This window comes from Rheinheimera sp. ATLC3, from assembly GCF_059429535.1.
In genome coordinates this window covers 3,211,097-3,236,618 of the sequence record NZ_CM182103.1, presented here as the reverse complement: position 1 = coordinate 3,236,618, position 25,522 = coordinate 3,211,097, and the positions used below count along the sequence as shown (strand labels likewise).

25 protein-coding genes are annotated in these 25,522 nt (G+C 49.3%); 12 read left to right on the top strand and 13 right to left on the bottom strand.

Features of this window, described 5'->3' with window-relative positions; translation table 11 throughout:
- Window positions 1-7: 7 nt before the first annotated feature.
- From panB to AC5SV9_RS14945, 3 genes are all read left to right on the top strand, one after another.
- Window positions 8-799 carry a 3-methyl-2-oxobutanoate hydroxymethyltransferase gene (gene panB, locus AC5SV9_RS14955; RefSeq protein WP_475151001.1) on the top strand — a complete coding sequence of 264 codons (792 nt, stop codon included), beginning with the start codon at window positions 8-10 and terminating at the stop codon, window positions 797-799.
- A gap of 5 nt (window positions 800-804) precedes the next feature.
- Window positions 805-1,647 (top strand): pantoate--beta-alanine ligase, encoded by an 843-nt coding sequence (gene panC, locus AC5SV9_RS14950; protein ID WP_475151004.1) that lies wholly within the window; start codon window positions 805-807, stop codon window positions 1,645-1,647.
- Window positions 1,648-1,879: 232 nt separating this feature from the next.
- A complete protein-coding gene (locus tag AC5SV9_RS14945) occupies window positions 1,880-2,056 on the top strand; it encodes a hypothetical protein (RefSeq protein ID WP_226767234.1) in 177 nt (58 codons plus the stop codon).
- A gap of 18 nt (window positions 2,057-2,074) precedes the next feature.
- Here the strand turns inward: AC5SV9_RS14945 and AC5SV9_RS14940 are convergent, their stop codons facing one another.
- The 8 genes from AC5SV9_RS14940 to mpl all read right to left on the bottom strand — a co-directional run bounded on the left by AC5SV9_RS14940 (window position 2,075) and on the right by mpl (window position 9,494).
- Window positions 2,075-2,299 carry a hypothetical protein gene (locus AC5SV9_RS14940; protein WP_134051875.1) on the bottom strand — a complete coding sequence of 75 codons (225 nt, stop codon included), beginning with the start codon at window positions 2,297-2,299 and terminating at the stop codon, window positions 2,075-2,077.
- A 56-nt stretch (window positions 2,300-2,355) separates the two neighbouring features.
- On the bottom strand, window positions 2,356-2,994 hold the full coding sequence (locus AC5SV9_RS14935) for a DUF2959 domain-containing protein (RefSeq protein WP_475151007.1): 639 nt from the start codon (window positions 2,992-2,994) through the stop codon (window positions 2,356-2,358).
- 63 nt (window positions 2,995-3,057) lie between these two features.
- Window positions 3,058-4,020 carry a hypothetical protein gene (locus tag AC5SV9_RS14930; protein ID WP_475151009.1) on the bottom strand — a complete coding sequence of 321 codons (963 nt, stop codon included), beginning with the start codon at window positions 4,018-4,020 and terminating at the stop codon, window positions 3,058-3,060.
- Window positions 4,021-4,024: 4 nt separating this feature from the next.
- Entirely contained in the window at window positions 4,025-5,671 is a 1,647-nt protein-coding gene (panP, locus tag AC5SV9_RS14925) for a pyridoxal-dependent aspartate 1-decarboxylase PanP (RefSeq protein WP_475151010.1), read from the bottom strand.
- Window positions 5,672-5,801: 130 nt separating this feature from the next.
- Complete coding sequence (locus tag AC5SV9_RS14920; RefSeq protein WP_475151011.1) at window positions 5,802-6,575, bottom strand: ABC transporter permease; 774 nt, start codon at window positions 6,573-6,575, stop codon at window positions 5,802-5,804.
- Window positions 6,572-7,498 (bottom strand): ABC transporter ATP-binding protein, encoded by a 927-nt coding sequence (locus tag AC5SV9_RS14915; RefSeq protein ID WP_475151013.1) that lies wholly within the window; start codon window positions 7,496-7,498, stop codon window positions 6,572-6,574. Before AC5SV9_RS14915 ends, AC5SV9_RS14920 begins: the two co-directional genes overlap by 4 nt.
- A gap of 2 nt (window positions 7,499-7,500) precedes the next feature.
- Entirely contained in the window at window positions 7,501-8,136 is a 636-nt protein-coding gene (locus AC5SV9_RS14910) for a flavin prenyltransferase UbiX (protein WP_475151016.1), read from the bottom strand.
- The gene (gene mpl / locus AC5SV9_RS14905) at window positions 8,133-9,494 is read right to left on the bottom strand and encodes a UDP-N-acetylmuramate:L-alanyl-gamma-D-glutamyl-meso-diaminopimelate ligase (RefSeq protein WP_475151017.1); all 1,362 of its coding nucleotides are present in this window, start codon (window positions 9,492-9,494) and stop codon (window positions 8,133-8,135) included. Before mpl ends, AC5SV9_RS14910 begins: the two co-directional genes overlap by 4 nt.
- Window positions 9,495-9,636: 142 nt before the next feature.
- On the opposite strand from mpl, the gene AC5SV9_RS14900 reads away from it, so the two are divergent.
- From AC5SV9_RS14900 to AC5SV9_RS14890, 3 genes are all read left to right on the top strand, one after another.
- A complete protein-coding gene (locus tag AC5SV9_RS14900) occupies window positions 9,637-10,608 on the top strand; it encodes a class 1 fructose-bisphosphatase (RefSeq protein WP_475151019.1) in 972 nt (323 codons plus the stop codon).
- Window positions 10,609-10,680: 72 nt separating this feature from the next.
- Window positions 10,681-11,208, top strand: coding sequence for an inorganic diphosphatase (ppa, locus tag AC5SV9_RS14895; protein WP_475151022.1), 528 nt, complete (start codon window positions 10,681-10,683; stop codon window positions 11,206-11,208).
- 143 nt (window positions 11,209-11,351) lie between these two features.
- Window positions 11,352-12,971, top strand: a complete 1,620-nt coding sequence (locus AC5SV9_RS14890) for a methyl-accepting chemotaxis protein (protein ID WP_475151023.1) — start codon at window positions 11,352-11,354, stop codon at window positions 12,969-12,971.
- A gap of 38 nt (window positions 12,972-13,009) precedes the next feature.
- On the opposite strand, the gene AC5SV9_RS14885 is transcribed toward AC5SV9_RS14890, so the two are convergent.
- Together AC5SV9_RS14885 and rpmE are read right to left on the bottom strand one after the other, a co-directional pair.
- A complete protein-coding gene (locus AC5SV9_RS14885) occupies window positions 13,010-14,254 on the bottom strand; it encodes a malic enzyme-like NAD(P)-binding protein (RefSeq protein WP_475151026.1) in 1,245 nt (414 codons plus the stop codon).
- Between the two features lie 513 nt (window positions 14,255-14,767).
- Window positions 14,768-14,980, bottom strand: coding sequence for a 50S ribosomal protein L31 (gene rpmE / locus AC5SV9_RS14880; protein WP_008217865.1), 213 nt, complete (start codon window positions 14,978-14,980; stop codon window positions 14,768-14,770).
- A gap of 206 nt (window positions 14,981-15,186) precedes the next feature.
- Here rpmE and priA point away from each other — a divergent pair, with 206 nt between their 5' ends.
- From priA to AC5SV9_RS14855, 5 genes are all read left to right on the top strand, one after another.
- Entirely contained in the window at window positions 15,187-17,361 is a 2,175-nt protein-coding gene (gene priA, locus AC5SV9_RS14875) for a primosomal protein N' (protein ID WP_475151027.1), read from the top strand.
- 77 nt (window positions 17,362-17,438) lie between these two features.
- Window positions 17,439-17,999, top strand: a complete 561-nt coding sequence (locus AC5SV9_RS14870; RefSeq protein WP_475151030.1) for an SPOR domain-containing protein — start codon at window positions 17,439-17,441, stop codon at window positions 17,997-17,999.
- Between the two features lie 58 nt (window positions 18,000-18,057).
- Window positions 18,058-18,576, top strand: a complete 519-nt coding sequence (gene hslV, locus AC5SV9_RS14865) for an ATP-dependent protease subunit HslV (RefSeq protein ID WP_134051901.1) — start codon at window positions 18,058-18,060, stop codon at window positions 18,574-18,576.
- Between the two features lie 11 nt (window positions 18,577-18,587).
- On the top strand, window positions 18,588-19,922 hold the full coding sequence (hslU, locus tag AC5SV9_RS14860) for an ATP-dependent protease ATPase subunit HslU (RefSeq protein ID WP_475151032.1): 1,335 nt from the start codon (window positions 18,588-18,590) through the stop codon (window positions 19,920-19,922).
- Window positions 19,922-20,329, top strand: coding sequence for a gamma-butyrobetaine hydroxylase family protein (locus tag AC5SV9_RS14855; protein ID WP_475151034.1), 408 nt, complete (start codon window positions 19,922-19,924; stop codon window positions 20,327-20,329). Before hslU ends, AC5SV9_RS14855 begins: the two co-directional genes overlap by 1 nt.
- Window positions 20,330-20,338: 9 nt before the next feature.
- Here the strand turns inward: AC5SV9_RS14855 and AC5SV9_RS14850 are convergent, their stop codons facing one another.
- The 3 genes from AC5SV9_RS14850 to AC5SV9_RS14840 form a co-directional block, all read right to left on the bottom strand.
- Window positions 20,339-22,198: a methyl-accepting chemotaxis protein gene (locus AC5SV9_RS14850; protein WP_475151036.1), complete on the bottom strand. Its 1,860-nt coding sequence runs from the start codon at window positions 22,196-22,198 to the stop codon at window positions 20,339-20,341.
- Between the two features lie 79 nt (window positions 22,199-22,277).
- On the bottom strand, window positions 22,278-22,802 hold the full coding sequence (locus AC5SV9_RS14845) for a phosphatase PAP2 family protein (protein WP_475151039.1): 525 nt from the start codon (window positions 22,800-22,802) through the stop codon (window positions 22,278-22,280).
- Window positions 22,803-22,857: 55 nt separating this feature from the next.
- Complete coding sequence (locus AC5SV9_RS14840) at window positions 22,858-24,924, bottom strand: putative bifunctional diguanylate cyclase/phosphodiesterase (protein WP_475151041.1); 2,067 nt, start codon at window positions 24,922-24,924, stop codon at window positions 22,858-22,860.
- 98 nt (window positions 24,925-25,022) lie between these two features.
- On the opposite strand from AC5SV9_RS14840, the gene rraA reads away from it, so the two are divergent.
- A complete protein-coding gene (gene rraA / locus AC5SV9_RS14835) occupies window positions 25,023-25,508 on the top strand; it encodes a ribonuclease E activity regulator RraA (protein ID WP_475151043.1) in 486 nt (161 codons plus the stop codon).
- Window positions 25,509-25,522: the final 14 nt, after the last annotated feature.

Genomic DNA, 25,522 nt, shown 5'->3' with positions numbered 1-25,522 from the left:
GATAAAAATGGCTAAGATCACCACTGCTGTATTACAGAAAATGAAACAACAAGGTAATAAAATCAGCATGCTGACAGCTTATGATGCCAGTTTCGCTAAATTATTTGCCGAGCAAGGCGTTGAAGTTTTATTAATCGGCGATTCTCTTGGCATGGTGCTACAGGGGCATGGCGATACGTTACCGGTAACAGTGCGCGATATCGCCTACCATACCCGTGCAGTTCGCTCAGGTGCACCGGATGCCTTTGTGATTGCCGATATGCCGTTTATGAGTTACGGCACGCTGGAGCAGGCGTTGCAGAATGTTGTACCTTTGATGCAGGCCGGCGCCAACATGGTTAAACTGGAAGGCGGAGATTTTCTGCTGCCCACAGTAAAGGCCCTGACAGAACGTGGCGTACCGGTATGCGGTCACCTGGGGCTGACACCACAGTCAGTGCATGTTTTTGGTGGTTATAAAGTACAGGGTAAAACTGATGCAGCTGCCGATGCTATGGTAGCGCAGGCAAAAGCCCTGCAAGAGGCTGGCGCCCAGCTGCTGGTTCTTGAGTGCATTCCAACTGCATTGGCTAAACGTATTACCGAGGCCCTGAACATACCTGTTATTGGTATTGGCGCCGGCAACGTCACTGATGGTCAGGTACTGGTGATGCACGATTTGCTTGGCATCAGCAGCGGCTATATACCTAAGTTCTCGAAGAACTATCTGGCGCAAACCGGCGAGATCAGAAGTGCCATTGCAGCCTATGTCAGCGAAGTAAAAAGCCAGGCTTTCCCTGCTAACGAACATAGCTTTTAATACCCATGAACTTAATTTCCAGTATCGATGTACTTCGCCAGCAAATTAACAGCTGGCGTCGAAATGGCCTGCGCATTGCGTTCGTGCCCACTATGGGCAACCTGCATAACGGCCATCTGCAACTGGTCGATGTGGCTAAAACACGCGCCGACAAAGTCATTGTCAGTATTTTTGTAAACCCGATGCAGTTTGGCAAAAACGAAGATTTAGCCAGCTACCCGCGCACGCTGGAAGCAGATTGTGCTGGTTTGCAGCAGCATGGTGCAGATGCCGTGTTTACCCCTACCCCGGAAATGATGTATCCACGGGGTCTGGACGCTCAGACCTTTGTTGAAGTACCCAAACTTGGTGATCTGCATTGTGGTGCAAGCCGGGCCGGCCACTTCAGAGGCGTCTCTACGATTGTTTGTAAACTGTTTAACCTGGTACAGCCTGATGTTGCCTGTTTTGGTCAGAAAGACTATCAACAACTGGCCATTATCCGCCAGATGGTGACGGATTTGTCACTACCTATTGATATTATCGGTGTACCAACAGAGCGTGCCAGTGACGGTCTGGCACTGAGTTCGCGTAATGGTTATTTAAACGCTGAACAACGTGCGATGGCACCGAAGCTGTATCAATTGTTGCAACAGCTACGTAACACCATTCTGGCCGGTAATCACGATTACCGTGCGCTGGAATTTGAGGTCAGACAACAACTGACACAGGCTGGCTTTACTCCGGACTATATAGATATTTCAGACCGGCATGATTTAACGCTGGCCACTAAAGCAGAGCAGGAAAAAGTCATTCTGGCGGCTGCCTGGCTGGGAACAACGCGTCTGATAGACAACCTTGAGGTTTAAACAATGTAGGTTGTCGCTAAACAGTGACAGCCTAAGTTTTTGATATAAATAACATTCTTAAATATCTGTCGCTAAGTGACGCCAATTAGCGACAGCAGCCAGCCTACCGAGACGCTGCGCCATCCGCAAGAACACGCCAACTTATTGATATTTATAACTTATTATTTTTGGCACGACTACTGCTAACTGTATTACCAGTGCAATGAGACTGCGTTTTGCAGGAGGCAGACTAATGAAAAAAGTAGTATTAACCACGTTATTATTATTGAGCGCTAACCTGGTGCTGGCTAATGAGTTTTTGCAGAAATTAAATCATCACAGCACTGAGCATACAGCATTATCACAGGACGAGTTGGCAGCGCAGCAAGCACTGTCAGCGGCCTTAACCGCAGAGACAACAGCGCTGTAAGATAATAAAAGCCACCTGTTATAAGGTGGCTCTGAATTTTGCCGCGTCAATAATGGCCCATAAGTGTGCGATAGCGGCAACGATCGCCGGTACCACCAGAAACCACAACGCATAACCTGCAGCACAAACTACAAAGAACAGGATAGCAGCCAGTATACGGCCCTGTACCAGTTGTCCTAAACCCGGAATAAATACATTACATAGCGCGGCAATAACATTGCCCCCTGACCCCTGACCTGACATAAGCTTTCCTCCATCAGCATTTTTTATGTTACTTTCGGTATTCCAAATCACTTTCACTATTGCTTTAACGTTGCAACAAATTGCTCCGACTGTGCAATCGCTTTATTCATTTCAGCGATCAGAAGGTTAATGTCTTTCTGCACTGAATTAAACTCCCCTTTTAACGCCCCTATCGCTTTAGCATTCAGGTTATGTTTTAAGTACAGAGCATTATCTTTAAGTGATGACAGCACAGGTTGCATCGTCTGCTCTGCACGGCGCATCGTTTTTAGCAAGCTGGCATATTGTCGTTTGGTTTCGGCAAGCTTTTTGGCACTGTCTTGCTTTAACTTAGCATTACTGTATTGCTCAAGCTCATCCTCCCACTCATCAAACAGCGCATCCGCTACCGCTTCTATGCTGTCAATGCGGGCGCTGACGTCTTCAGCCGCTTTGTTGCATGCCTGATATTCGCTGTCGGTCGCTTCGTACATACGCTGTAAATCACCGCCGTCAAATTTGATCAGGCTGCTAAATTGCTCCAGTGCCGATTTAAACTGCTGCTGGGCATCCTGTTGCGATTGCTGGGCTTCTTCTACCCGGTCGACCAAAATGTCACGTTTATGTACGCCAACTTTCTCCATTGCTGAATAGTAGGCGCTTTGACAGCCAGTCAGTGCCAGCAGTAAAGGCAGGGTAAACAATAAATTACGCATAAAAAGAGTCCGCTGTTGTAACAGTGTGGTTGGATAATAGCCTGTTACTTAGCTCAGAACAAACTAGCGATAGCAGTTGTACAACTGTTTCTCCAACGCCATCAGTTGCCTGACACCCGGCGTCAATGAAAACTCAAACTGAGGAGGTAAGCCAAGCTGTGCCCGTTTGTACTGCCACTGCGCATAAAGATCCTGATATCTCTGCTCATATTCCTGTGGCTCAAATGGCGGACCGCTGGCGCCTCCGGCCTGCAACTGCTTTATTTGCATTTCCAGCGGCAACAATATTTCGGTTAACTGCGGCATCACATCAAAAGCTAACTGCATATAAGCCGCTAATTGATATTCCAAATCCCTTATCTGTACTGCCAGCTCACTTTCGAGCTCGGGTGATTCATTTAGCTGCTGTGTTAATTCAGAAATTTCAATGCCATAGGTGAAAGCAAAGCCGAAAAAAGCACCGACGTAACCATGTAACCCGGCCTGCTCATTCCAATAACGCGACTGGGCCAGCGCCGATCTGTCTTTAAGTCTTTCATCAAAGAGATTTTTATCCGGTTCGCTATAACTCTGAAATTGAGCATACCGAAGATACTTTTCAGACAACATCCGCATGGCCGATACATTCGCGGTCTGGGCTTCTGCCAAAAGCTCGTCCATATTCAGCTGCTCGTAGTAACTGTCAATTAACTCGGACGATAAACTCTGGTTAAACTGCCGAAACTCTTCTGCTGCCGGGTGGGAGTTAATCTGCTGCTGGATATCTTCACATTCCAGTTGTACAGACTGTTGCGCAGAGTCAGAAGATATGTCGTTTGCCAGAGCTGGTTCTTCATTTGCCGGAGTAACCGGGGCCTCGCCGTGTTCAGCAACGTCATCGGCAACATCAAGAGTGAGGTCAGCGGTATCTTTGCCTATGTCAGCATCAATTGAACTGACAGGCGGGGTATTGTTATGCCAAAACCAGCCTGATAACACCACACAGAGCACAACGGCAACAGAAAACAGCTGTGCTTTGCTTATCATAGCGTTACGCGGCCAGCTCTTTCGCCAGTTGCAGCAACTTGGGGTAAAACTCTTTGTCCAGTTGCGCTATCTGGTCTTGCTCGACCAATACATCGTGCAGAATTTGCTCTGTTGTCAGCGGGTTAGCAAGTACCACCCTGAATACTATTGTTTCCTGACGGTTGTAGCGAGCAGGTGTCAGGCGGGTGCGGGAGACAAAAGATTTACCTTCTTCGCGCTGGCGTTTCTGGATAAACTTGGTCAGTCCATTGAGCAATTCGTTAAAACGCTGCAGTTGCTCCGCATCAGCAGCCGCCATCGCTTTTTGCACCTGAGCCGGCACGTAGCGGTATGTCAATAAACACAGCTCTGGCTCAGTGATCAGTTCAAAATCGATATTGTGCGCTATAAGCGTGGCGAAATAACGGGCTTTTTCCAGACTGCGGTTAATCAGTATTTCATAGCCGTCTCGGCCAATAACCTGCAAACAGGCATGCACCAGCATCGCCATACCCGGGCGCGAGCCCTCTAACGTCTGGCTGCCTAAATCTTTTGAGCCTTTACGCAGAATATACTCTGCATGATGCTCAATCACATGTGCTGCTGATGGGTGTTTAAATACCACCATCCCAGCCCCCATCGGCACATACATTTGTTTGTGAGCATCGATAGTTACGGAATCGGCTCTCTCTATACCACTTAGCAGGTGACGGTATTTGTCCGACAATAAGGTCGCACCGCCCCAGGCTGCATCTACGTGGAAATGGCACTGATACTGTTCTGCTAAGTCGGCCAGCTGATGCAAAGGGTCAACGTTACCGGTTTCGGTAGTACCCGCCACACCGACAATGGCCAGCACGCGAATATTCGCCGCTTTAAGCTCAGCCATTTTTTCTGCCAGCAGCGCAGTGTCAATTTTGTTGTTGGCATCAGTCTTTACAGAAATCAGCGACTCGCGGCCTATACCTAATACGTCAGCCGCTTTACCCAGCGAATAGTGGCCGCGTTCAGACACCAGTACAGCAAGGCCATCATAGCCATAGTGCTTCATCGCTTTAAACAGGCCCTCGCGGGCAATGCCTTTAAAGTCACCGTCGGCTTTTAACAGGCGGTTACGTGCTATCCAAAGTGCAGTGATATTGGCAATAGTGCCGCCGGAGCAAAAAGCCCCCAGCGAATGATTCGCACTGTGCATCCACTTTTTATAGAAGCCTTCGCCCTCGCCATACACCAGATGGTGCATCATTCCCAGTACCTGCCGTTCCATTGGCGTAAAGGCTTTTGAGGTTTCAATTTTTACCAGATTCTGGTTCAGCCCCACCATCATCTTCGACAGTGAAAGTACGAAATACGGCAGCGCCGATGTCATATGGCCAATAAAACTTGGTGCGGCGGTATGTACCGAATGCGCGACCAGTTTCTGCATCAGGCTTTCGGCATAATCTGACACAAAGTTAGGCATCTGTGGGATCTGATGTGCCTGAAAATCACGTTCGATTTGCCATAATGGCTTTTCAACCGCAACAATACTTTCGCGCAGAAAACCGGCCAGGTTCTGCGATAAATTCTGCTCGATGATACTCAGCGTAGAATCAGGCGCTTCAGGTACAGTAAAGATGCGCCATAGCGCCTCTTCTGATGCGGTTGCCTGTCTTTTACTCGATTCTGTCATGCTGTTATTACTCTGCAAACTGATTTAGCAGTTACTAAAACGGCCGGGAAAAGGCGCTCACTTTACTGCAAGCGCCGAAAAATGTCTGCAAAAAAATAGTCAAGCAAGTGATACCTGAACGTAGTGCCAGTTAGCTGCGCAGACCTATACCACGGTTGATTAAATACATGGCAAAACTAAATAATACAACGATAAAGCCAACAACGACCGTCAACGCCAATGCCAGGCTGACGTCGGACACCCCCAAAAAGCCGTAGCGGAACGCATTTACCATATACACCACCGGGTTTAACGCGGCAACATGCTGCCAGAAGCCCGGCAGCAGTGTTAATGAGTAAAACACGCCACCGAGGTAGGTCAGAGGTGTCAGCACAAAGGTCGGAATAATGCTGATATCGTCGAAAGTTTTGGCGTATACAGCATTAATCAGGCCGCCCAGTGCAAACAACATAGATGTCAGCGTGACAGTAATCACTATCACCGCCAGATTATGGATCTGAATAGTCACGAAGAACAGCGACAGTATTGTCACGATAAGCCCCACCAGCATGCCACGCGCCATACCACCGCCCACAAAGCCCAGCACAATGATGTAATTAGGTACCGGTGCCACCAGCAGCTCTTCTACGTTACGCTGAAACTTAGCGCTGAAAAAAGACGACGCCACGTTAGCATACGAATTGGTAATCACCGACATCATAATCAGGCCGGGAACAATAAACTCCATGTAACTAAAGCCACCCATGTCGCCGATACGAGAGCCAATCAGGCTGCCGAAAATCACAAAGTACAGTGTCATGGTAATAGCAGGTGGCACCAGGGTTTGCACCCAAATTCTCAAGAAACGGTTGGTCTCTTTGTCGAGAATGCTTTTTAGCGCCACCATGTAATTGGCTTTGATCATTTTGCACCTCCGCGGCCATGTTCAACCAGGGTGACAAATAATTCTTCCAGCCGGTTTGCTTTGTTGCGCATTGATAACACCTTTATACCCTGCTCACTAAGTTGGCTAAAAATGGGGTTTAAGCCCTGACTTTTCTGTACATCCACTTCAATACTATGGTCATCCAGCGCCCGCCAGTTGAACTCATCTAAACGCAGATCAGCCGGCACATCAGCTAAATCCAGCACAAAAGTCTCCACCGTCAGCTTGGCCAGCAATGCTTTAATCGTGGTGTTTTCAATGATCTGACCTTTGTCGATAATAGCGATATTGCGACACAGCATTTCTGCCTCTTCCAGATAGTGCGTTGTCAGAATGATGGTCACACCCTGCTGGTTGATGGTGCGCAAAAACTCCCACATCGAGCGGCGAAGCTCAATATCTACGCCTGCGGTAGGTTCATCAAGGATCAATAGCTTAGGTTCATGCATTAAGGCCCTGGCAATCATTAGCCGCCGTTTCATGCCGCCGGAGAGCTCGCGGGCTCTGGCGTGACGTTTCTCCCACAGTCCAAGCTGACCGAGGTACTTTTCTGCACGCTCAATGGCTATTTTCTTCGGTACACCATAGTAACCAGCCTGATTCACCACTATCTGCAGCACCGTTTCAAACTGGTTGAAGTTAAACTCCTGAGGCACCAACCCAAGTTGGCTTTTGGCCTGCTCCAGCTGGCTGTCGATGTCAAAGCCAAAAACACTGACCTTGCCACGGGTTTTATTGACCAATGAGCTAATCACACCAATAGTGGTACTTTTACCAGCGCCGTTTGGCCCCAGCAACGCAAAGAAATCGCCCTGCCTGACCTGTAAATCTATACCACTAAGCGCAACTGTTCCGCTTTTATACACCTTATGCAGGCCGGTAATATCCAAGGCTAAACTCAATGTTACTCTCCTGTCTGTGTTGTTTCACCGCTGTAACCCCAGCGGTTAAGTAACTGATGCGGCACCTGTAAATGATCTAAAATACGCGCCACCATAAAATCGACTAAATCACTGATTTGCTGTGGCTGATGATAAAAACCAGGCGCTGCTGGCATAATAGTGACGCCAAGCCGGGCCAGACTCAGCATGTTTTCCAAATGAATGGCACTGAGCGGGCTTTCCCGTGGTACCAGTATTAACTGGCCTTTTTCTTTTATTACCACATCCGCCGCCCGCTCGATTAAGTTATCGCTGGCACCTGTGGCAATGGCCGACACTGTGCCGGTTGAACAGGGGCATACCACCATCTGCCGTGGCGCCGCAGAGCCCGACGCCACCGGTGAGAACCAGTCGTCTTTGCCATACACCTTTAATAAGGTTTTATCACAGCCAAAATGCTGTTGTAGAAATTCAGTACACTTCTCCGGTGCTGCAGGTAGCTTAATATTGTGCTCAGTCGCAAACACGACTCTGGCCGCGCTGGATATAAGCAAATGTACTTTTATGCCCTGCGCCAGCAACAGCTCCAGCAAACGCCAGCCATAGGGAGCCCCAGAGGCTCCGCTAAATGCCAGCGTGATCTGTTTTTCGCTCCTCATTTGTGCTCCCATTTTGCCGATAGCGCACCGATAAGCCTGTCGTGAATACCGCCAAAGCCGCCGTTGCTCATGATTACAATGCTGTCTCCGGGCATAGCTTGTTCGGCCAGCAGCTGCACCAGTGCGTCAATATCACGGCTTAAGCTGGCTTTGGGCGCCAGGGCTCTGGCCAGAGCGTCCAGCGACCAATTGGCATTCGCCGGCTCATACAAATAAACCTGGTCAGCCAACGCCAGCGCCAGTGGCAGTGCCGCCTGATGTACGCCCATACGCATCGTGTTGGAGCGTGGTTCAAGTACTGCCAGTACACGCTTACCCCCCACTTTATTGCGGATGCCCTGTAAAGTGGTGCTGATTGCCGTAGGATGATGGGCAAAATCGTCGTATACCCTGATATCTGCGATATCTGCCTTTAGCTCCATCCGCCGTTTCGGCGCGACAAAACGCGCCAAGGCTTCCAGTGCAATTGCCACCGGCACACCTGCATGCCTTGCCGCGGCGATAGCCATCACCGCATTATCAACATTGTGTTGGCCATTTAACTGCCAGCTCAGCTCGCCCAGTTTTTCCTGCTGATAGTAGAGCGCAAAGCGGCTACCATCAGTCTGCAAAAGCTCTGCTGTCCAGGCATTACCGTAGCTTTGCCGTTCGCTCCAGCAGCCCATATCCAGTGTCTGTTTAATTGCCGGTGTATCTTCAGGTGCCAGCACCAGACCATTTGCCGGTACCATCCGCAGCAAATGATGAAACTGGCGCTGAATCGCCGCTAAATCCGGGAAAATATCTGCATGATCGTATTCCAGATTATTAATTACCAGCGTACGTGGCCTGTAATGCACGAACTTAGAGCGTTTATCAAAGAATGCGGTATCGTATTCATCGGCTTCGATAACAAAGAATGGCGATTCACCAAGCCGGGCAGAACAGTCAAAATTCTGTGGGATGCCGCCGATTAAAAAACCGGGCTTGAGCCCGGCATAGTCCAGGATCCATGCCAGCATAGTACTGGTAGTTGTTTTGCCATGAGTACCCGACACCGCCAGCACCCAGCGGTCATGCAGCACTTGCTCGGCCAGCCACTGCGGGCCGGAGGTATAGCGTAAGTTAGTATTCAGCACATGCTCTACCGCGGTATTACCGCGGGATAAGGCATTACCAATAATCACCAGATCGGGAGCCGGCTCCAGCTGTGCCGGATCCCAGCCCTGTGTAAGCTCGATGCCCAGCTGCTCAAGCTGGGTGCTCATCGGCGGATAAACGTTTGCATCTGAGCCTGTTACCTTATGCCCCAGCGCCTTGGCAATAGCCGCAATACCACCCATAAAGGTGCCACAAATACCGAGAATATGAATATGCATATCAAATCCTGAAAGTTAACCGCCGCCATTGTAGCAAATGCGAACTTGTTGGCAGTAACAACTGCAATTTACACAGAAATTCATTAAACTACGCCAGCCTCTGCAGCTTAAGTAACACAATAACAGATAAGGAACCTATCACATGCGCCGCATCTCGCCAGTACTACAGCAGGATGGAGTCGACAGCGACCTGATATCACTGATTAAGACCATACTGGCAGCCTGCCGGGAAATTTCGTTCCGCGTAAGTCAGGGAGAACTGGCTGGTGTATTAGGTTCTACCCTTGGCGAGAATATTCAAGGGGAAACGCAGAAAAAACTCGATGTTATTGCTAATGAACTGCTAAAAGAAGTCATTCTGGAAACCGGCGTGGTAAAAGCCATCAGCTCGGAAGAAGAAGATGACACCGTCGCCGGTAATCCAAATGGTAAGTACCTGGTGACGTTTGACCCGCTTGATGGCTCGTCTAACACTGATATCAACAGTTTAATCGGCACCATTTTTTCGATTCTGCCTGCACCGGCTGATAAAGACGCCGCCGATGCCAGCATGTTTTTGCAACCCGGCACCGCACAGCTGGCAGCCGGTTATGTGCTTTACGGCCCGTCAACTATGCTGGCATTAACTACTGGCAAAGGCACCCGCATTTATACGCTGGATAAAACCTATGGTGGTTTTCTGTTAACCGAAGAGCAAGCCACCATACCGAAATATACCGCCGAGTTCGCCATTAACATGTCCAACCAACGCTTCTGGCAGGCACCGATGCAGGCGTATATTAGTGATCTGTTGCTGGGTAAAGATGGCCCGCGTGGTAAAAACTATAACATGCGCTGGATAGCCGCCATGGTGGGTGATGTGCACCGTGTATTATGCCGTGGCGGTATCTTTGCTTACCCGCGCGATACCAAAGATGCAAACAAACCGGATAAACTGAGGCTAATGTATGAAGCCAACCCAATGAGCTTTCTGGTAGAGCAGGCCGGTGGTGCAAGCTCTACCGGCTATGAGCGTATCATGGAAGTCGTGCCGGTTGACATACATCAGCGCATTGCCGTCATTCTGGGCTCAAAACATGAAGTAGAAAGCTGTGTCGCTTATCATCAGCGATAGCCATTTTTAATTGCGGCGCTATAATAAGCGCCACTTTTTCGAAGCGATTTTAACGAACTAAAGGACCAGGCCATGAGCTTAAGTGATGTAGCGGCAGGTAAGAACCTGCCAGAAGAAATCAATGTCATTATTGAAATCCCGGCCAATGCCGACCCGATTAAATATGAAGTGGATAAAGACACCGGCACCGTGTGGGTTGACCGTTTTATGGCAACACCAATGTTCTATCCATGTAACTATGGCTTTGTTAACCAGACATTATCGCTTGATGGTGATCCGGTAGACGTACTGGTACCAACACCATACCCGCTGGTACCAGGCGCAGTAATCAAATGCCGCCCGGTTGGTGTATTGTTTATGTCTGATGAGTCAGGCGAAGATGCTAAAGTCATTGCCGTACCGGTAAGCAAACTGACTAAACTGTATGACCATGTTAAAGACATTAACGACGTAGACGAACTGCTGAAAAAGCAAATTCAGCATTTCTTCGAACGCTATAAAGAATTGGAAGCTGGTAAGTGGGTGAAAGTAAACGGTTGGGGTGATGCTGAAGCCGCCAAAGCTGAAATCATGACCTCATTTGAACGTGCGAAGAAATAACATACATGAAGGCCCGGCTTAGCCGGGCCTTTTATTTTTACCCTTATGAACGCCAACAACTACAAGCATTTACATTAATAAAGCACTATACTGCGCAAAACATACTCTCATAATAATTATTCAAACTTACAGAGGCATGCTGTATGGATGTGTTACGACGTCTGTCTATCGCGAAAAAAATCTATTTAATCCCTGTCATTGGTACTCTCAGTTTCGTTATCTATCTTATACTCGCCAGCATAACTGCGCTCAATAACGTTAAAACGCTGGAACAAACCCGTGACATTCAGTTTCCGGTGTTACAGGCATCCCAGCATGCGCAGGTACTGCTTGAGCGGGTAAAAGACTCACTGGCCAGCGCTGTAACAACCGGAGATAGCGAGGCATTGGCTGGCGCAGCTACCTTTCGTGGCTCACTGACCGAAGCACTGAACAACATCAGCCGGTTAAATAATGATTACGCCAGTGACATTAACAACATAAAGCAGAGTTTTGATGCTTATTATCAGGCTGCTTACAGTGTTTCTGAGCAAATGATTAATAACACTGCAGACTTCAGCACACTGGCCCAGCGCTCTGCCGCAATGAATTCAGACTATGACAATACCGCCCGCTTACTAAGCCAATTCAGCAATACCAAGCTAAGCCAATTTACCACATCAATTGATGATGCCAGTGAACAAGCCGGCACCCTGATCACTGTCGGTATTGTCATGGGCATTATTACCACACTGGTGTTATTTGGTACGGCTTTTCCAATAGCACGCGGTATTCAGAATAGCCTGAGCAGTATGATTCGCTCGCTGCAAAGCCTGGCAAAAGAGGATGGTGATTTAACCGCCCGTATTCATACCAATAGCAAAGATGAGCTGGGTGATCTGGCACACTGGTTTAATACATTTATGCAAAAGCTGCAGCATGTAGTCACAGACATCATTAACACTGCGGTGCCATTGTCAAAACTGGCAAAAGACCTGCACCAGCTTACTGACGATACCAACAAAACTATTTCAGACCAGCGCAGTGCAGCTAACCATGCTAAACATGCGGTAGATGATATGAGTGCCAGTGTCGTCGCTGAAGTAGCCAGCGCAAACGAAGCCGCGGCCGCAGCAAACCAGTCCAGCGATGCAGCCGATCAGGGACAGAAAACGGTGATACTGACGGTAGAGAACATTCAGCAGCTGGCGGGCAACGTGCAGGAAGCATCTGAAGTCATTACCCAGCTGGAAAAAGATGCCAATCAGGTTGGCACTGTGCTAAGTGTTATCAAAGGGATTGCTGAACAAACCAACCTGCTGGCATTAAATGCCGCCATAGAAGCGGCCCGTGCCGGTGAACAGGGCCGCGGCTTTGCAGTGGTGGCGGATGAAGTGCGCACTCTGGCATCACGGACGCAAAAATCGACCGAAGAAATACAACGCACGATTGAACAGCTGCAATCGGCCGCACGCCTGTCAGTGCAGAAAATGCAGCAAAGTACGGCCCAGGCCGGCAATAGTGTGCAATCGGCCAATCAGGCCGGTGATGCGCTGCAGCTAATCACACAAAGCATTGCCCAAATCCGCCTGATGAATCAGCAAATTGCCGATGCAACAGACGACCAGCAAAAAATGGCCAGCGACATTGTTGGTCATGTGGATGCGATTTTCAAAAATACCGAGCACAGCTCACAGAGCGCTGGCCATATTGCTAAAGCCAGTAGTGAACTGGCGACACTTGCACATAATCTGGAAAACATCACCCGCCTGTTCCGGGTCTGATGACAGGAAAAAGCCGGCTTAAGCCGGCTTTTTATTAATTACTCAGCGTAGTATCCATCCGGCACGTTCAGTTTCGCCACCCCCGAGGCCACTGCGGCTTCTGCCACAGCACGGGCAACCCTTGGCAGTAATCTCGGATCCATCGGTTTAGGGATAATATAGCTGCTACCAAAGCTCAGTTCACCGACTTTAGCGGCAGTCAGCACTTCCTGCGGTACCGGCTCTTTCGCGATAGCACGGATGGCATGCACTGCTGCCAGTTTCATCTCATCATTAATTACGCTGGCGCGTACGTCCAACGCACCGCGGAAGATAAACGGAAAGCACAGCACGTTGTTCACCTGATTCGGGTAATCTGAACGACCGGTAGCCATAATGATGTCATGACGGGCTGCATGCGCCAGCTCCGGTTTAATTTCCGGATCGGGGTTAGAGCAGGCAAAGATAACCGGCTTTTCAGCCATCAGTTGTAATGCTTCGGCAGGCAATACGTCCGGCCCGGATACACCAACAAATACATCAGCCCCGGTTAATGCATCTTCCAGCGTGCGCTTATCGGTATTGTTGGCAAACAGCTGTTTATACTGGTTGAGGTCGTTACGGCGGGTGTGGATCACCCCTTTGGTATCCAGCATGTAGATATGCTCGCGCTGAGCGCCGCATTTAATCAGTAGTTCCATACAGGCAATCGCTGCTGCGCCAGCGCCCATGCAAACAATAATCGCTTTTCTGATGTCTTTGCCCTGGATTTCCAACGCATTTAACATCCCTGCAGCCGTCACGATGGCTGTGCCGTGCTGATCATCATGAAACACCGGTATTTTACAGCGCTTAATCAGCTCTTTTTCTATCTCAAAGCACTCTGGCGCTTTAATATCTTCCAGATTAATACCACCAAAGGTATCAGCTATATTGGCAACGGTGTTGATAAACTCTTCTGTTGAGCGGTGTGTTACTTCGATATCAATTGAGTCAATATTGGCAAAACGCTTAAACAGCAAAGCCTTGCCTTCCATCACGGGTTTGGACGCCATAGGCCCCAGATTACCCAGTCCCAGAATAGCAGTGCCATTGCTGATTACCGCCACCAGGTTGCCCTTAGCTGTGTATTTGTAGACATTGTCGACATCGGCAGCAATTTCCCGCACGGGCTCGGCAACACCCGGGCTATACGCTAGCGCCAGGTCGGTTACGGTTTCTGCCGGCTTACTGATCTCGATACTGATTTTGCCGGGGGTGGGTTCTGCGTGATAACGCAGCGCCTGTTGTTTGAAATCTGCCATCGGTTCTATCCTGCTGTCTGTAGGGCTAAGCGTATTTTTATTGTGATGTCGTTACGCAAAAGAGGCTTATTCTAATGAGCACCAACCGATAAGAGAAACGGAATCAGTCTGATCGTACCAGCGCAAATCTGCTTGTAATGCCATAACACTTTAGTCGTAACGTTGTTCGTTATAACAACTAAACAGAGTGCAGCCAAGAGACGTCCGGCCACCCAAATAACAAATGAGCGCTGTTACTGCATACCAATGCGTAATCCTACGCATAAAGATGCCACGCAATGTGCACTGCCAGCAGCCTGGCGATAGGGTTATTGATGAATGCTTTTAGATAAACCCATGAAATAAAACTAAAAACTCATATTAAACAGGCAGCCTGACAACCGCACTGCTAAAGAGGAAAACTCATAAAAATATTTTTTCGCTAAATAACGGCTATTTGTACAAAAAACACTCAAAACACAGAAACAAAAAAAGCACCCTCGGGTGCTTTTTTGCTGAACCTGGTAAAACCGATTAACGGCTGCCCAGAACAGAGAAACGTTTTTTGAAGCGATCTACACGGCCGCCTACGTCCAACACTTTCTGCTTACCGGTGTAGAAAGGGTGGCAAGCTGAGCAAACGTCCAGGTGGATGTCTTTGCACAGTGCAGATTTAGTTTTGAAAGAATTACCGCAAGTACAGGTTGCCGTAATTTCTTTATATTCTGGGTGAATACCTGGTTTCATGGGTTACCTCGTTAGGCCGTATCGCTATCTGGTCAAACAATTTGCCAGACACCATACGTAATTACAGTTAATTTAGGGCGCGTAGCTTAATTGATAGCCGCTTAAGTTGCAACAGCTTCTGCCTTTATGCTGATATTTTTTGTTTTGCTTGGCATTCTTGTACCCTGTCCTTACACTTGAAAACTGCTTTTAACTGGAATTCTGCTGTGACTGTAGTGCGTGTGGCCCTGCCGGTGCCGCTGAGACAACATTTCGACTATCTTATTGAGGCTAATGCGCAGGTTCAGGTTGGCTGCCGCGTGTTAGTGTCTTTTGGTAACCGCAAACTGGTGGGTATCGTCTGGCAATTAGACCCAAACGACAGTTTTGACAGCAATAAGCTAAAGCCCGTGGTTGCAGTGCTTGATACCAACCCGGTATTACCGGCATTGCTGTGCCAGCTACTTAGCTTCGCAGCCGATTATTATCATTACCCGCTGGGCGAAGTGCTGATAAGTGCCCTGCCAGCCTTGCTGCGCGAAGGCCGTAACCTGGCGGATTATCAGCCAAAGGCTTATCAGCTGACCGATAATGGTAAACAACTTGATGCCAGCACATTAAAGCGCTCAGCGAAACAACTGGCATTATGGCAGACATTGCTGCGCCATCAGCTGACCGAATCGGCCTTACTACAACAATACAGTCGCGCCACGTTAAAGCAACTTATCGACAAACAACTGGCTGAAGAGATAATAGTCCCTCCACAACCTTTTTCAGCCCCGCAAATAGCAGCTAAAGGCTTAAAGCTAACCGCTGCGCAGGCCATGGCCGTAACTGCGGTAACCCAGGCCTTTGGTCGCTTTGAACGTTTGCTGCTCGAAGGGGTCACCGGCTCTGGCAAAACAGAAGTGTACCTGCAGAGTATTGCCAGCCTGCTAAGTCAGCAACAACAGGTGCTGGTAATAGTGCCTGAAATTGGCTTAACGCCGCAAACGCTGGCACGCTTTCAAGCCCGTTTTGATGTACCGGTGTTGTGCTGGCATTCAGCGCTAACAGATAGCGAGCGGTTACATTGCTGGCTGCAGGCCAGTACCGGTGCAGCTGCCATTATTATCGGCACCCGCTCTGCGTTGTTTTTGCCGTTTTGGCGCCTGGGGCTGATTATCATTGATGAGGAACATGATCAGTCTCTTAAACAGCAGGATGGCTTTCGTTATCATGCCCGTGACTTAGCCATTAAAAGAGCAGCACTGCATCACTGCCCTATTCTGCTTGGCTCTGCCACTCCAAGTCTGGAAAGCCTGCATAACGCGCTAAGCAAACGCTTTATCCACTTACCTCTGCCGGATCGCGCTGCCGGGCAAGCCTTGCCTCAGTTTGAGCTGGTCGACTTAAAACAGCAGGTGTTGCAGTTTGGTTTGGCCAGCCAGACACTGGCAAAAATTAAACAGCAGCTTGCTCAGGGAAGTCAGGTAATGCTGTTTTTAAACCGGCGGGGTTTTGCACCGGCCCTCAGCTGCCAGGAATGCGGCTGGTTGACAGAGTGCCACCGCTGCAGCGCTTTTACCACCTACCACAAACAAAGCCGCCAGCTGGTGTGCCACCACTGCGGTGCCAGTAAAGCCATACCGCGTCAGTGTGGTGGTTGTGGCAGCACCCAACTCAAGCCTCTGGGTCAGGGCACAGAGCAGCTGGAAGAAAATCTACAGCAGCTCTTTCCCGATGTCGCTATTACCCGCTTAGATCGGGATAGTACAAGGCGTAAAGGGGCATTGCATCAAGCGCTGGAGGATATCCACGGCAGCGGTGCAAGGTTGATAGTCGGTACCCAAATGCTGGCTAAGGGGCATCACTTCCCCAATGTCAGCCTGGTAGTGATTGTTGACGTAGACGGTGCCTTATACAGCAGCGATTTTCGCGCGCCGGAACAGCTGGCACAGCTGTTGACTCAGGTTGCAGGTCGTGCAGGCCGTGGCAGCAGCGGGGGTACAGTGTTGCTGCAAACGCATTATCCTGAACACGCATTACTACAGGATATTATCAATAACGGTTATGCTTCTTTTGCCCGCAGTGCGCTGCTGGAGCGCCAGCAAACCTGTTTACCACCGTATCAGCACCTGGCGATGTTCAGCGCAGAGGCGCATCAAACTGACCTGTGCCAGCAATGGTTACAACAGGTTGCCGACGGCATAGCCGCTTTTGCCACTGTGCAATTACTTGGCCCTATTCCTGCGCCAATGGAAAGGCGGGCGGGCAAATATCGCTGGCAGCTGCAATTATATAGCGCCAACCGCAGCAGCATGCATCAGGCTTTAGAGCATATATTGCGCCTTGTCAGCAGCTGGCCACTTAGCCGCAAGGTAAAATGGCAGCTCGACGTAGACCCGACAGATCTGACCTGACGCCGCTGCTTGTGTTTCTTTTTCTGCTTAACCTTGTAGAATAGCGCTCAATCAGGAAGTAACAGTACCCGCTATCTATGCCTCAGAAAGACTATGTCAGAGCCAGCCGGCCTAAAGCAAAGCCGGCCAGAGCCAGTAATGCCCGTAACAGTCGTAAAGCCGCTGCGCCAGCGCCGGCTAAGCCGTGGCTGCTGCTGATCGTTACCTTTGCCCTGATTAGTGGCTTTATTTACTTTTTGTGGTTTTTAAATCAGCAACCTGCTGCCCCCACTCCCGTCGCTAAACCTGAAAAAACCGTGAAGAAGGATGAATTGCCCGCCAAACCGACAACCGAGCCGTACCAGTACATAAAAGAGCTGGAAAACAAAGAGGTGAAAGTTGAAGTGACCGAGCAAAAATCAGGTGGCCCCTATCAGATGCAGTGTGGATCATTCCGGGCCGAACATCAGGCAGAAACGATGAAAGCCCAAATTGCCTTTGCCGGTTTTGCTTCGCAAATCCGTCGTACTGAAGGTAGCAATGGTGTCTGGTACCGGGTTGTTTTGGGCCCGTATGAGTCGAAGCGACAAGCAACGGCTGATAACAACCGCCTGCGTCAGCAAAATATTAATACCTGCCGGATCTGGAACTGGTCTTGAAATCGCACTGACGCAGCCACACTTATGCCCTAAGTTAATCACGCCACAGGGCTAATTCATGACTACTATTGTTTCTGTTCGCCGCGATGGCCATGTCGCCATCGGCGGTGATGGCCAGGTTTCACTTGGTAATACCGTAATGAAGGGCAACGCCCGAAAAGTACGCCGTCTGTACAACAACAAAGTGATTGCCGGCTTTGCCGGCGGCACAGCTGATGCATTTACGTTGTTCGAGCGTTTTGAAGCGAAATTAGAACTACATCAGGGCCATCTGATGCGCGCGGCTGTTGAGCTGGCGAAAGACTGGCGCACAGACCGTATGCTGCGTAAGCTCGAAGCCCTGCTAGCCGTAGCTGACGCCAATACCTCACTGATTATTACCGGCAATGGCGATGTTGTGCAGCCAGAGCAGGATCTTATTGCTATAGGTAGCGGCGGACCTTATGCCCAGGCTGCTGCAACCGCCTTACTGAATAACACTGACCTCAGCGCCCGTGACATTGTTGAGAAGAGTCTGACTATCGCCGGTGATATCTGTGTCTATACCAATCACCATCAGACCATTGAAGAATTATAAGCAGGTATCCTATGTCTGATATGACCCCAAGAGAAATTGTACATGAACTGGACCGCCATATTATCGGCCAGAACAAAGCCAAACGCGCGGTAGCTATTGCACTGCGTAACCGCTGGCGCCGCATGCAATTGGACGCGGCATTGCGCCAGGAAGTCACACCGAAAAACATTCTGATGATTGGCCCCACTGGGGTTGGTAAAACCGAGATAGCCCGTCGTCTGGCAAAACTGGCGAATGCGCCTTTTATCAAAGTTGAAGCGACAAAATTCACCGAAGTAGGTTATGTCGGCAAAGAAGTGGAGAGTATTATTCGCGACCTGGCTGACAGCGCCGTGAAAATGTACCGCGAGCAGGCAATTGAGAAAAACCGCTTTCGCGCTGAAGAAGCCGCCGAAGAACGCATTCTTGATGTCTTACTGCCACCTGCCAAAGATGGCTGGGGCGATGCTGATAACAAACCGGCATCAGACAGCAATACCCGCCAGGTATTTCGCAAAAAACTGCGCGAGGGTCAGTTAGATGACAAAGACATCGAACTTGATTTAGCCCAGCCGAATATTGGTGTGGAAATTATGGCGCCGCCGGGGATGGAAGAAATGACATCGCAGCTGCAAAGCATGTTTCAAAGCCTTGGCAGCGAGAAAAAGAAAAAGCGCAAACTGAAAATCAAAGATGCCATGAAGCAGCTGATCGAAGAAGAAGCCGCTAAGCTGGTGAACCCGGAAGAACTAAAAGCCCAGGCACTTGAAGCAGTTGAGCAAAACGGCATCGTGTTTCTGGATGAGATAGACAAGATTTGTAAACGCGGCGAAACCAGTGGCCCTGATGTATCGCGCGAAGGTGTGCAGCGTGATTTACTGCCGCTGATTGAAGGTTGCACCGTAAACACTAAACATGGCATGGTCAAAACTGACCATATCCTGTTTATTGCCTCCGGCGCCTTCCAGATGAGCAAACCGTCAGATTTGGTGCCAGAGTTGCAAGGCCGTCTGCCAATCCGTGTGGAACTGGAAGCACTAAGTGCAGCCGACTTTGAGCGCATCCTGACCGAGCCAAAAGCGTCGCTGACTGAGCAGGCCAAAGCCATGCTGGCAACAGAGGGCGTTAACCTGAGTTTTAGCGAAGATGGTATTAAAAGCCTGGCAGCAGCAGCCTGGCAGGTTAACGAAACCACCGAGAATATCGGCGCGCGCAGACTATATACCGTGATGGAAAGACTGCTCGAAGAAATATCCTACGATGCAGCTGATCATGCCGGTGAACAGATAGAAATCAATGCCGCCTATGTGGAAAAACATTTAGGCGCACTGGTTAAAGATGACGACCTAAGCCGGTTTATTCTGTAATGGCTGAACTACGCACTGCAAAGGCTGCAGGTACTGACGTTAAAGTCAGTACTCTGCACTATCACCGCAAGCGCCATGAACTGGATGTGGTTTTCAGCGATGGCGAAAAGGCGGTATTCAGTGCGGAGTTTCTGCGCGTATTTTCACCTTCTGCAGAAGTACGCGGTCACGGTAAGCCCAAACTGGTCAGCAATAAAAAGCAGGTTGCTATCAGCAAGATATTGCCGGTTGGGCATTATGCTGTGAAACTGGTGTTTGACGATGGCCACGACAGCGGTATTTACAGCTGGATTTACTTAAAACAGCTACATACGCAGCAACACAGTCTGTGGCAACAGTATCTTATGCAGCTATCTGAAGCTAACGCTAACCGCGATAGTCTTATCGCGGTTAAAATTCAACCGTAAGCCGATTTTTCAGGCCTGGAACCGGTCTACTGACTGATGCAGATTCGCGGCTTGCTGGGCAACTTCCTCGCTTATGGCTGCATTATGCCGCGCATGACCATAGGTTTCGTCTGATAAATCACGGATTTTCACTACGTTTTTATTTACCTCGGCGGCTACATGGCTCTGCTCTTCAATTGCTGCGGCAATTTGCGTTGTCATATCCATAATGTTAGTTACATCCTGGGTAATCTCAGTTAGCAGCTGCATGGCAACATTGGCTTGCTGCGCACTGTCGCTGCCATCCTGCCGGCAGCCCTGTATTACCTGCACTATATTAGACGTCCGGCCCTGCAAACCGTGCACTATGGCCTCGATCTGCCGGGTTGACTCCTGAGTACGCATCGCGAGGTTACGCACTTCATCGGCAACGACAGCAAAACCTCTGCCTTGCTCGCCTGCACGCGCCGCTTCTATCGCCGCATTTAGCGCCAACAGGTTAGTTTGTTCTGCAATGCCACGGATCACATCCAGCACCGAGCCTATCGTTTTACTGTCTTTCTCCAGCTCAGCCACCACATTCGTCGCCTCTTGTAAGCGGTCTGACAAAGCATTAATACGCTGCACCGTCTGCTGCACTTCGCCTCGGCCACTCTGGGCATTTTGATTTGTCGCTTCGGCCTTTGCTGCTGTCATTTCGGTATTGCCGGCAATTTCATTAATGGTCGCGCCCATTTCAGTAACGGCCGTTGCCACCATATCAGTTTCGTTTTGTTGCTGCTGCATGCCCCGGCTGGTATCAGCGGTAGAGCGCGCCAGCTCATTGGTTGCGGTGTCGAGCATTTCCAGCGCCTGATTAACCGTTTTGATCAAATCCTGAAAATCACCTAACATGGCATTAAAATCTACCGCCAGCGTGGTCATCTCGTCATTGCCAGCCACCGCAACACGCATGCGAAAATCATTGTTGGCACGGATCAGACCAATTGCCTGGCATACCTCCATCACAGGGCGCAAAATACTGCGGCTGGTCAGCGCAACCAGCAGCAGCACGGTAGCAAGTACGATGACAAAAATGGCCAGTGCCAGCTGCTGAGTAGCACTGACAGAGTCGCTTATGGCCTTGGTTGTTTGCTGCTCCAGCTCCTTCAAGCTGGTTTCGGTGCTGTGAATAGCGGCGCGCATCTCACCGGTGGCGCCTTCTGTTTCGCTCAGCCCCATCTGGCGCATCGCATTTACCAGTGCAGTGAAACTCTGGTTATAACGCTCTGCCAGGGCTTTGCTGGCAGCATCTGAGCCTGTCTGCAGCAAAAGCTGTGGAAACAGCGCATTAAACCGCTCTGCATAAGCCATATCTTTGCGTAACAAAAAGTCCTTTTCAGCACGGCGTAACTGCAACACCAGTATGGTCAGGTTATCCTGCCCTAGTTGATCCAGCCGCTCCTCCAGCTGCTGTACCGTTTGCCGTAGTTCTCCCATCAGACCTGACTGCGCATCCAGCCCCAGGCGCTGCTGTGACTCAACCAGCTGATTGAACTTTTGTTGATAGCTTGAGGTATAGCCCGAAAAAGTGCGCAATGGTGTCTGGTCTATACCATGACGCTGCAGTAATGTATCAAGCTCTTCGGTATGCTGCAGCATCAGCTGATAATGGTCATTCAAGCGCTGCTGATATTTCAGCTCAGTGCGTGCCATAAAATCTTTCTCATGGCGGCGGAACATCAGCACGTCCGCGCTGATCTGCTCAACCAACTGCTGCGTTCTTGCCAGACTGGTTAACTGAGCGCCCTGATAAAACAGAATAAGCAACATTATCGCCATAGCGATAACCAGAGCGCCACCATTGATAAATAACCGCTGTTTTATCGACAATTTTCTTAACTGGCTCATAATGCAATCCCGTTTGTTAACAACTCTTTTGAGGATAGCGCACTACAAAATAAAAATTCGGAATTTTGCGACAGAAATCTCAGATGTACAGTATGTAGGAACACAATGTACACAGAGTCCCCAGCAGCGCGCCGGCAATGACATCCAGCGGAAAGTGCACGCCCAGCATAATGCGGGACAGGCCTATACACAGTGCCCAGCTTAACGCCAGCGGCCAAAATAGAGGATAATAGATAGCGACTGCCGTCGCGACTACAAAAGCACCCGCGGTGTGACCTGATGGTAAACTGAAGCGATCAGAAGGAATAATATGCGCATGAATAAAAGCACTGAGTACATCCGCAGGTCGAGGACGTTTAATAGCGTTTTTCAACAGCAGATAAAGCGGTAGTTCAAGCGCAAAGCTGTATAACAACAACTGGCCAAAGGAAGGGGCCGCATTTATTTCCAGCACCAACAGCATTGCTGCTAATAGCAGATACAAGGGACCGTCGGCCGTTTTTGACAGCCAGTAACTGGTAGTAAACATAAACCGCGAAGAGCTGCGGTTAAACAACCGGCAGAAAGACGCTTGATCCCACTGTTCAAGACGTTTTAGTAACATGGTCCAGCCCCGTCATCAGCGTTGACTGAACTCAGACTAACCTTGCTTTATGACGCTATAATGACACCGGCTGACGGGCGAAATTGATCGCATCTTGCTCTGACAGAGGTTTAGCGAAGTAGTAACCCTGCACAGTGTCGCAGGACAAGTTGCGCAGCAACTGCAGTTGCATTGCCGTTTCAACCCCTTCCGCGAGAATACGTTTACCCAGGCCATGCGCCAGTTTAATCATTGTTTTTACGATAATCATGTCTGAGTCATTGCCTGCCATATCCATAACAAAGCTACGGTCGATTTTAATTTTCTCAATCGGCATACGACGTAAATAAGCCAGTGACGAGTAGCCGGTACCGAAGTCATCAATAGATACCCGAATGCCCATCTGCTGCAGCTCCAGCACATGGTTAGAGCCTTTTTCCATATCATGCATTGCGGTATTTTCTGTGATTTCCAGCTCAAGTAAATCCGGAGAGATTTTGTATTGCAGCAACAGCTGCTGAATTTTTTGTTTCAGGCCATCCTGCTGAAAATGTAATGGCGACATATTCACTGCCAGCGGTATGTGTAACTGCTGCTTGCGCCATTCGCTGATGGTTTTCACCGCCTTGTGCAAAATCCAGAAATCAAGTTGCCGGCTTAATCCCAGTTGTTCAACAAAGGGTAAAAACTGCCCTGGCATCAGAAAGCCTTTTGTCGGATGCTGCCAGCGTATTAATACTTCAAAAGCTTCAAGCTTATCGTCGCGTAAATTGATCTGAGGCTGGAAATACAATACCAGCTCATCGTTACGCATGGCTGACAGTAACTCGGTTTCCCAGCCAATCAACCGGGCGGATTCATCTTCCATACCGGCTTTATAAGCCAAGCTACGCTGCTGCAGCCTTTTGGCCTGGTGATAGGCAATATTGGCTTTTTGCAGCAAGCTTTCTGCAGTAATTGCATCTTCCGGTGCACTGGCAATGCCTATAGTGCAACTAAGCTGCAACGGGCCGCCCGCCAGATCAAAGCTTTTCTCAACCAATTGCTGTAAATGTCTTAATGCAAACTGGAGCTGAGTAGCGGTTTTGATGTCGGTTAGTGCCAACGCGAAAATATCGCCGCCGGTGCGGGCAACCAGAGCCGGTTTTAAGATGCTAGCCTCAAGCCGCTGATTAAGCTGGCGCAGCAAAATATCGCCTTGTTTTAAACCTACCGACTCGTTAATTGTTTTGAATTTATCCAGCCCAAGCATCAATAAATAAGTTGAAGCAGAGACGGATTGTTGCAGTTTCTCTTGCAGCATCGTAAGCAACGCATCACGGTTCAGCGCGCCGGTGAGCTGATCATAACGATCCAGATACAACGCTTTTTCACTTAACTGTCGGTTGGTATTTCGCTCGTGTTCATGTAACCAAATCAGCAGTGCCAACCCTAGGCAACTTAATAAAAATAGCTCTATGCATTTATAAATCAGTAACAGTTGGATATCAGCAGGCTGGCGCGTACTGAGCACTTGCCAGATGGTATAGGCAATATAAAGCACGCCCCACAGTGACATACTAAAAACCGCGAGGCGTTGCCCCAGAGCATTATCTGTGCGCTGCAACAAACTGACTGCAGCAGTTAGCAGCAAGATACCCATCAGTAATAAGCGGAAATAAAGTTGAAAATAGCGCTGCCAGGCGTCAATAGCCTCACTCCAGCCAAACGGCGCTATGCTAACAACCGCTGCGGTACACAGCAGCACTATCAGCGTAGTGTTAGATACCCGGCCCAGTAAATGTGCTTCACTTCCCCGTGTCTGCACCATCCCCCGTAGCAGATAAACGGCAAAACCGTAGCTGCAAAACACGACAGTAAACTGCATAATTGAAGTCGGCACAAGGCTGGATGGCGTTGCCCATTGCAGCAAAATCATCAACTGGTAGATGCCAAATGCCAGTAAGGCAAAAAACCAGGACCGGATATAACTTTGTTTGTAAACCAGACTAAGGCGCCACAGCAGATAACTGATCAGTAAAGCGACCCCCATCTCTGTCAGGTAGATAGCAAGTCTGGAAAATATTTCTGGCGCCACGGCATATACCGGTTGAGTCGTCTCAATACACAGTAACAAATAACCTGTCTGCTCGACAACATGCATCGTTCAAATCTGCGAAAACCCAGTAATAATAATAGTTTGAGCTTGCCTGAGTCGGCGCTATACTGTGAACAGACGTTTCTTCCCTGCCGGAGCCAGTTATGGAATACAACACATCAGAGTTATGTGATCTTTATGCCGATTTAGTTGATGTGGTGGAGCCATTATTTGCCAGCTATGGTGGCCGGCGGTCATTTGGCGGCCAAATCCATACTGTTAAGTGCTTTGAAGACAACGGCCTGGTCAGGCAAATGCTCAGTGAGCCAGGCGTTGGTAAAGTGCTGCTGATCGATGCCGGCGGCTCTGCCCGACGTGCCATCATTGATGCTGAGCTGGCTTCAATAGCCGCCACAAATGGCTGGGAAGGCATTGTCTGCTACGGCAGCGTGCGCGATTTAGATTTACTGGAAGATTTCGACATTGGCATTCAGGCGGTTAATGCTATTCCGGTTGGTGCTGATGATAAAGGCTTTGGCGAAACGGAAGTACCGGTCAATTTTGCTGGTGTGACCTTTTTACCGGGCGACCATCTCTACGCCGACAGCACCGGCATTATTATGTCACCGGATGCGTTGGATATTGAATAAGACGATACAGCCTG

Bases quoted from the DNA above. Each gene is read 5' to 3' on its own strand.
- panB (WP_475151001.1), top strand. From the start codon at position 8: ATGGCTAAGATCACCACTGCTGTATTACAGAAAATGAAACAACAAGGT.
- panC (WP_475151004.1), top strand. From the start codon at position 805: ATGAACTTAATTTCCAGTATCGATGTACTTCGCCAGCAAATTAACAGC.
- AC5SV9_RS14945 (WP_226767234.1), top strand. From the start codon at position 1,880: ATGAAAAAAGTAGTATTAACCACGTTATTATTATTGAGCGCTAACCTG.
- AC5SV9_RS14940 (WP_134051875.1), bottom strand. From the start codon at position 2,299: ATGTCAGGTCAGGGGTCAGGGGGCAATGTTATTGCCGCGCTATGTAAT.
- AC5SV9_RS14935 (WP_475151007.1), bottom strand. From the start codon at position 2,994: ATGCGTAATTTATTGTTTACCCTGCCTTTACTGCTGGCACTGACTGGC.
- AC5SV9_RS14930 (WP_475151009.1), bottom strand. From the start codon at position 4,020: ATGATAAGCAAAGCACAGCTGTTTTCTGTTGCCGTTGTGCTCTGTGTG.
- panP (WP_475151010.1), bottom strand. From the start codon at position 5,671: ATGACAGAATCGAGTAAAAGACAGGCAACCGCATCAGAAGAGGCGCTA.
- AC5SV9_RS14920 (WP_475151011.1), bottom strand. From the start codon at position 6,575: ATGATCAAAGCCAATTACATGGTGGCGCTAAAAAGCATTCTCGACAAA.
- AC5SV9_RS14910 (WP_475151016.1), bottom strand. From the start codon at position 8,136: ATGAGGAGCGAAAAACAGATCACGCTGGCATTTAGCGGAGCCTCTGGG.
- mpl (WP_475151017.1), bottom strand. From the start codon at position 9,494: ATGCATATTCATATTCTCGGTATTTGTGGCACCTTTATGGGTGGTATT.
- AC5SV9_RS14900 (WP_475151019.1), top strand. From the start codon at position 9,637: ATGCGCCGCATCTCGCCAGTACTACAGCAGGATGGAGTCGACAGCGAC.
- ppa (WP_475151022.1), top strand. From the start codon at position 10,681: ATGAGCTTAAGTGATGTAGCGGCAGGTAAGAACCTGCCAGAAGAAATC.
- AC5SV9_RS14890 (WP_475151023.1), top strand. From the start codon at position 11,352: ATGGATGTGTTACGACGTCTGTCTATCGCGAAAAAAATCTATTTAATC.
- AC5SV9_RS14885 (WP_475151026.1), bottom strand. From the start codon at position 14,254: ATGGCAGATTTCAAACAACAGGCGCTGCGTTATCACGCAGAACCCACC.
- rpmE (WP_008217865.1), bottom strand. From the start codon at position 14,980: ATGAAACCAGGTATTCACCCAGAATATAAAGAAATTACGGCAACCTGT.
- AC5SV9_RS14870 (WP_475151030.1), top strand. From the start codon at position 17,439: ATGCCTCAGAAAGACTATGTCAGAGCCAGCCGGCCTAAAGCAAAGCCG.
- hslV (WP_134051901.1), top strand. From the start codon at position 18,058: ATGACTACTATTGTTTCTGTTCGCCGCGATGGCCATGTCGCCATCGGC.
- hslU (WP_475151032.1), top strand. From the start codon at position 18,588: ATGTCTGATATGACCCCAAGAGAAATTGTACATGAACTGGACCGCCAT.
- AC5SV9_RS14855 (WP_475151034.1), top strand. From the start codon at position 19,922: ATGGCTGAACTACGCACTGCAAAGGCTGCAGGTACTGACGTTAAAGTC.
- AC5SV9_RS14850 (WP_475151036.1), bottom strand. From the start codon at position 22,198: ATGAGCCAGTTAAGAAAATTGTCGATAAAACAGCGGTTATTTATCAAT.
- AC5SV9_RS14845 (WP_475151039.1), bottom strand. From the start codon at position 22,802: ATGTTACTAAAACGTCTTGAACAGTGGGATCAAGCGTCTTTCTGCCGG.
- AC5SV9_RS14840 (WP_475151041.1), bottom strand. From the start codon at position 24,924: ATGCATGTTGTCGAGCAGACAGGTTATTTGTTACTGTGTATTGAGACG.
- rraA (WP_475151043.1), top strand. From the start codon at position 25,023: ATGGAATACAACACATCAGAGTTATGTGATCTTTATGCCGATTTAGTT.